Here is a 1,123-nt window from a genome sequence, read left to right on the forward strand (position 1 = left end):
GTGAGCCTGGATGCCTATATCTCTGTCCGCGGTGTGCGCTATAGCGTGCCGGGGCATCTAGCCCAGCAGCGAGTGAGCGTTCGCCAGACGCTGGACGGCGAGATCGAGATCCGCGATCTCGCAGGACACCCGGTCGCCCACCACCGGCTTGCCACTGACGGCGAGCGCTTCGTCACGGTCGCCGAACATCACGCTTGCCTATGGGACCAGGTGCGGGTCCAGACCCGTGACCTGGGGTACTACACGGAGGTGCTGTGATGGAACTCGGCACACTACTGGAGCGCTTGAAGCTCCAAGGCCTAGACGAGCAGCTCGACACCGTCTGCGAACAGGCTGCCAAGCGGGATCTCGACTACCGAGCGTTCCTCAGTGAAGCGCTCAAAGCCGAGTGGCAGTCCCGGAGCGTCCGGGGCGTGGAGACGCGACTGCGCCAAGCACGCTTCCCTGCAATGCACACACTGGAGGCCTTCGACTTCAGCTTCCAACCCAGCATCGACCGCAAGGTCATCCGGGAGCTGGCCTCGCTGGCGTTCGTCGAGCGCGGGAACAACGCCGTGTTCCTGGGACCACCCGGGGTGGGCAAAACGCATCTGGCCATCGCGCTGGGCATCAAGGCGGCGCAGGCCGGTCATCGGGTGGTGTTCCTCACCCTCGATGAACTCCTCGCCAAGTTACGCAAGGCGAGTGCTGAGCAAAAGCTCGAGCGGGTGTTAAAGCAACTGACCTACCCGAAGGTCCTCATCCTTGATGAACTGGGCTATCTGCCTATGAGCCGCGATGAGGCGAGCCTGTTCTTCCGACTGGTTGCCCGCAGATACGAGAAGGCGAGCCTGATCCTAACCTCGAACAAGGGCTTCGCTGACTGGGGAGAGGTCTTCGGCGATCCGGTGATGGCCACTGCCATCCTGGATCGGCTGCTCCATCATGCCACCACGGTGAATATCAAAGGTGAGAGTTACCGACTCAAAGAAAAGCGCAAAGCCGGGCTGCTCGCCAAAAACCGCTCATCTCAGACCGTCAAGGAGGCCGCTATAGAGGAACCCGGGGAAGACGAGACCTTGATGTGATGATCGGGGGACATCTCACTCCGGTGAAAAGGGCCCTTCTGGATCCGGTGTTTACA

General features: G+C 61.4%; 2 protein-coding genes. Both read left to right on the plus strand.

The window, feature by feature from the left end; genetic code table 11:
- The coding region (locus tag V6X73_RS09525; RefSeq protein ID WP_407810760.1) for a Mu transposase domain-containing protein at window positions 1–258 on the plus strand (258 nt) is incomplete at its 5' end.
- Window positions 255–1,067: an IS21-like element helper ATPase IstB gene (gene istB / locus V6X73_RS09530; RefSeq protein WP_367959669.1), complete on the plus strand. Its 813-nt coding sequence runs from the start codon at window positions 255–257 to the stop codon at window positions 1,065–1,067. The genes V6X73_RS09525 and istB, both read left to right, overlap by 4 nt.
- Window positions 1,068–1,123: the final 56 nt, after the last annotated feature.

Origin of the sequence: Spiribacter pallidus, from assembly GCF_040838495.1 — a bacterium.
GTDB lineage: Bacteria > Pseudomonadota > Gammaproteobacteria > Nitrococcales > Nitrococcaceae > Spiribacter > Spiribacter pallidus.